This window comes from Shewanella sp. (assembly GCF_013214165.1).
Classification (GTDB): domain Bacteria; phylum Pseudomonadota; class Gammaproteobacteria; order Enterobacterales; family Shewanellaceae; genus Shewanella.
The window spans coordinates 1-4946 of record NZ_JABSSM010000145.1; the positions used below are offsets into that span (position 1 = coordinate 1).

A 4946-nucleotide genomic window follows, 5' to 3' on the forward strand; every position below is an offset into this window, starting at 1 on the left:
CCTTGTGTAGATAAGATCACGGGTAGCTGGATACCAGCCGGTGCTCCAGGGCCGTAGACCACATTAAATGGTACCCCGAAACGATTGTGGCTCTGCAAGTAGTTAGTCACATACTCAGATTGCTTAGTCCAATCTCCTTTCATGAGCATAAGATTGTCTTGCTTGAGCAGACTATAAACAGGATCTTGCAATATCACCCCGACCTTGTTGGCCTTACAGCTGATACACCAGTCGGCTGTCACATCGACAAAAATAGTCTTACCCTCGGCCACTTGTTCGGCTATCACCTCTTCATTTAATGGAGTCCACACCAGATCTGTGGGTAAGGGGTTCGCCCATCGATCCGATGTCATAAAGGCACCTATGGCGGCAAATATCAGTGTGATACTAAATGTGGCCACGACTGCGGCTGCGCCGATGGTTTTTGCCATAAAGATGAAGAAGCTCAGCAACAAGAGTCCTGCTGCGACAAACAGATAACTGGTTGGCAGAAAATTGCTCAATAAACTGATGAGCCACAAGCTAGTGATCAGCAGTAATACCGAGAAGGTGACCTTAACTATACTCATCCAGCGACCGGGTTTAGGGAAATAGTTGGCGATCTGGGGGAACGCCGCCACTAACAACCAAGGCAGTGCCATGCCCAAAGCCAAGGCGGTGAAGATCACCAACAAGCTGATGGTATCAGCCCCAAGAGCAAAGGCTACCGCAGTTCCCAAAAATGGGGCGCTACAAGGCGTCGCCAATAAGGTTGCAAACATCCCCTGAAGGAAATGCCCCCGGTTGTTATTGTCCCCGGTTGTCGCCAATTTTGTTTGCAGACTCGAAGGCAGATTGATCTCAAATGCCCCTAGCATATTGATGGCAAAGATTGAGGTCACTAGGGCCATAAAGCCAATAAACCAAGGATTTTGGAACTGCACCCCCCAACCTATTGCCTGTCCGGTAAACTTGAGCATCAGGATAAAACCCGCCAGTAACCAGAAAGAGGCCAAGATCCCCAGCGCTGAGGCGATAAATTGCTGACGAATTTGATTACGTTCCAGATCCGGCGCCGCGATCACTGAGCTTAATTTCATGCCAAGTACGGGTAACACACAGGGCATCACATTGAGTATCAAGCCACCAATCAAGGCTATGAGCATCATTTTGAACAGAGACGAGCCCTGGGCTATGATTTGAGTCGGTTTCACCTCAGATGAGTATTCCAACGCACGCTGGGAATCGACCACAGTGACATGCAAACGTTTACCCAGTAATTCTGGCTCACCCAGCCAGCTGCTAGCATCGAAAATAGCGACGATATTCTCGCTTTCACCGACATCGGCGGCTTCTGTCTTGTAGACACTCACGAGCTTGAAAACCGTGTCTGGCTCGCCATCTATGATCAGCTTTGGCTGGCGCCAGTGAGTGCTGTCGAGTACCACTTCGAGCTGTGACTTGCCACTGTCCCAACCTAGCTTGATTTCTGAGTCAGCGTCTTGGGCAGTCACCTTCACAGGTACACTAGAAACTGCCTTGTTATAGGCGAACATGGCCCCGGTGTCGACCTTAAGAGTACCGGGCTCGATATCCAAGTTGATCTCATAATCCGTGAGCACACAAATGGTGGTACACGAAGACAAGGTGAACTTGCCATGCAGTTGAGTGTCGGCTTCGATATCATCTAAGATCAGCAGCAAGGGAAAGGTGACTTCCCCTTGATAACCAAAAGTCTGCATGCCTAGCAAGGAAAACTGATCCGGTGCGGGCCATGACCAATCCACCTGCTGTAGATTAGTGGACTTGTCCCACTTGATACTGGGAGCAATTCCCCCTTCTCCTGGGCTACGCCAATAGGTCTTCCAGTCCCCCTCGAGTTTAACTTCGAGTACTGCGGGCATAGCCTTAGTGACAGGATCTAGCTCTCCGGTCAACATCAAGCGTATCTTCACCGGCGGATGGTTGGGATTGGTTAGCCAGCCCGTCGATGCGGCGAAAGCCGAAGAGCCGAGTAAGATCAGGCCAAAAGCCACAATTGTTTTTAAATACTTCAAGTCGTTCTCCAAGGCTCATGCAGAGCCATTTTCTCCGGGAGCCTTATTCTAAGCCAGCTTAGGCTAGAATCAGTCTTCTGGGCAAAGAGCAGCACAAACAGCGAAATTAATATCGAATCGCGAATGTATAGATTCGAGTCAATGCTTAACAAAACCAAAGGTTAAGTTAAGCTAATATGTTCTATAGATGTAAGGAACTAATACCAGGCCTACTCTTGGAATCGACAGAAGCAGAGGTGTATTCGTCTGGGTTTAGCGAGATAACTGGGCTCGAGTATGTTTTTAACAACCCGAGAGATGAGAGGAAATAGTGGCAATGAGAATAACAGGACTAGCAAAAGAAAGGAATCCGTCAGCTCCATACAGACACCCAAAGACTTTTCCGATAACTCACACATCTTAAAGCCGAGACCATCATGCTTTTGGCTGCCTAATACCGATTCGACAACAGAGCCAGGTGTATCAATACTGTCCATCGGTTTCCCGTTTGATTAGCAAATAACTTCGAGATGAAAATTCCGTTACAGGTAATGATAAAACATAGATGTCTCGAAAAAGAGACACCGATGGGTAAGACCGGGTAAATGTAAAATAAGTTCATAAAATATAATTTTATTTTCTCAATCGATTTTCATTCTCACTAGGCGAGCAAAAAACAACCTATTACATAACACTCGAGCGTATCTTAGGTTATCTTTAATAAGGTCATTTATTAAACACAGCAGATTTATTTGCCCCTATCACAGGTGACTATTTCTATAAAGTAAGTGAAATTAGCATAAGAGCCTTGGTAGTCACTTAAGCCTAATAACGATGAAAATAGCCAAGGAGAAGGTATGAGCCAGCCAGATTCTACTGATGAAAAGCCGATTATTGCGGACAATAAACCTAAGAAAGTCGAACTCACCAAGGGTCAAGAGTATTACTTCTGTGCCTGCGGCCAATCTAAGAAGCAACCCTTCTGCGATGGCTCCCATGCTGGCACTTCATTTAAGCCTAAAGCCTTCACCGTAGAACAAGATGGTGATGCATATCTTTGCGCCTGTAAGCACACGGCTAATGCCCCCTTTTGTGATGGCACTCATAAGCAGTTCACCGCCAAACAGGTCGGCAAAGAGGGACCCGGCCCCACTAGAGATAACAGACCCGACGCCATGCCCTCGGCCAAGGCTACACTAGAGGAGCCTACGGTGGAATTTATCCACCAACTTGCCCGAGAAGGCCTGTCTAAACTTGGTCATCATGGTCCCATGACCTCAATGGGTGTACCCCGCCATCTACTGCCTCATTGGGATGATATCCAGATAATGACGGCCCAAATGGCCACTAAGCCATTACAGGAAGACCAGGCGGTATCGACTGAACTTATCATAGGGCCAAAAGCCCGTAAGCCGCTTAAGCTCAAGATCCCACTGTTTGTTTCGGATATGAGTTTCGGCGCACTTTCCGAAGAAGCGAAAACAGCCCTAGCCATAGGTGCTGAGCTCGTAGGCACTGGCATATGCTCTGGCGAAGGTGGCATGCTCCCCGAGGAGCAGGCACAAAACTCCCGCTACTTCTATGAACTCGCCAGCGCCCAGTTTGGCTATCGTGAAGAGCTGCTGCATTTGATTCAAGCCTTTCACTTCAAAGGCGGACAAGGGGCAAAGACAGGCACAGGTGGTCACCTGCCGGGAATAAAAAACCGCGGCAAGATTTCACAGGTAAGGGGCATTCCCGAAGGTCTACCGGCCATATCTCCCCCCACCTTTAAAGAACTCAACAATTCATGCGACTTTAAGCGCTTCGCCGAGCGCGTGCGTGAGATCAGTGGCGGCGTGCCCATAGGCTTTAAGCTCAGTGCCAACCATATCGAACGTGATATCCAGTTTGCCCTGGACGCCACTGCCGATTACATCATATTAGATGGCCGCGGCGGCGGAACTGGCGCAGCACCTGAGATGTTCCGCGACCATATCAGCGTACCCACTATCCCAGCCTTGGCTCGCGCACGTCGATATTTAGATGAAAAAGGTGCCAGCGGCAAAGTCACCTTAATCATCACCGGCGGAATACGTGTCCCCATGGATTTCGTCAAGGCCATGGCCCTGGGTGCAGACGGCGTTGCCATCTCTAATAGCGCCATGCAAGCCATAGGTTGTGTGGCCGCACGCATGTGTCACACCAACAACTGCCCTTCAGGCATAGCCACACAGAACCCGGAACTAAGGAGGAAGCTCAATATCGATAAGGCATCGATGCAGCTCGCCAATTTTTTCAATGCATCGGTAGAACTAATGCAGGTCATGGCCCGCGCCTGCGGCCACCATAGTTTGAGTGATTTTAACCCAGATGACTTAGCCACCTGGCACAGAGAAATGGCACATCTTTCTGGCGTGAAATATGCTGGTTACACTCCATTTGAATAGTCGGGTACTACCTTCGAATGAAGGTGTATTACATTTTTCTTTGGTTCATTTGGTTTTGAGTGGTTTGTTCGAAGGTCGCACCTCCATTGTTATCTACCACCTGCGGTGAGCTTATGTCCAGATACTTCAGCGAGACGCCGCAAGCACTCTGACCTCCATGGGCCAATGATACTCCCGGTATCATTATGGCATTCCCTACATCCCTGTAGGTCAAGGAGGAAATGCCAAGTTTTGTATGGAACAAAATTGGCCCTGGAAGCTCTGCCAAAATATCTGACAGCTACGGATGATGGAAATGCCGAAAAATGTAGGCAACATTTTCGTCCATGTTTTGGAAGCTCGCAGCCGCATCTACACCTGTTCTTACAAGCAAAGAGTAAGCAGTTGGTTGCTTCGATTTAACTTTTATAATTACCGATAGTGACTCTAGGGCTTGCCATTCCCGTAATATGGGATAGCAATTCAATACTCGTCTTTCCCGCAAGGCTTGTGGGCGGGAATC

General features: G+C 48.5%; 3 protein-coding genes. 1 reads left to right on the forward strand and 2 read right to left on the reverse strand.

Annotation, left to right across the window (positions count from 1 at the left end):
- Both HRU42_RS20435 and HRU42_RS20440 read right to left on the reverse strand, forming a co-directional pair.
- Positions 1–2036 (reverse strand): protein-disulfide reductase DsbD (locus HRU42_RS20435; protein ID WP_295033857.1); only part of this gene is annotated, 2036 nt, incomplete at its 3' end.
- A gap of 209 nt (positions 2037–2245) precedes the next feature.
- On the reverse strand, positions 2246–2512 hold the full coding sequence (locus tag HRU42_RS20440) for a hypothetical protein (RefSeq protein WP_295033859.1): 267 nt from the start codon (positions 2510–2512) through the stop codon (positions 2246–2248).
- A 360-nt stretch (positions 2513–2872) separates the two neighbouring features.
- Between HRU42_RS20440 and HRU42_RS20445 the strand changes: the two genes are divergently transcribed.
- Positions 2873–4444 carry a glutamate synthase-related protein gene (locus HRU42_RS20445; protein WP_295033860.1) on the forward strand — a complete coding sequence of 524 codons (1572 nt, stop codon included), beginning with the start codon at positions 2873–2875 and terminating at the stop codon, positions 4442–4444.
- Positions 4445–4946: the final 502 nt, after the last annotated feature.

Coding starts and splice junctions, on each gene's coding strand:
- HRU42_RS20440 (WP_295033859.1), bottom strand. CDS start 2,512: ATGGACAGTATTGATACACCTGGCTCTGTTGTCGAATCGGTATTAGGC.
- HRU42_RS20445 (WP_295033860.1), top strand. CDS start 2,873: ATGAGCCAGCCAGATTCTACTGATGAAAAGCCGATTATTGCGGACAAT.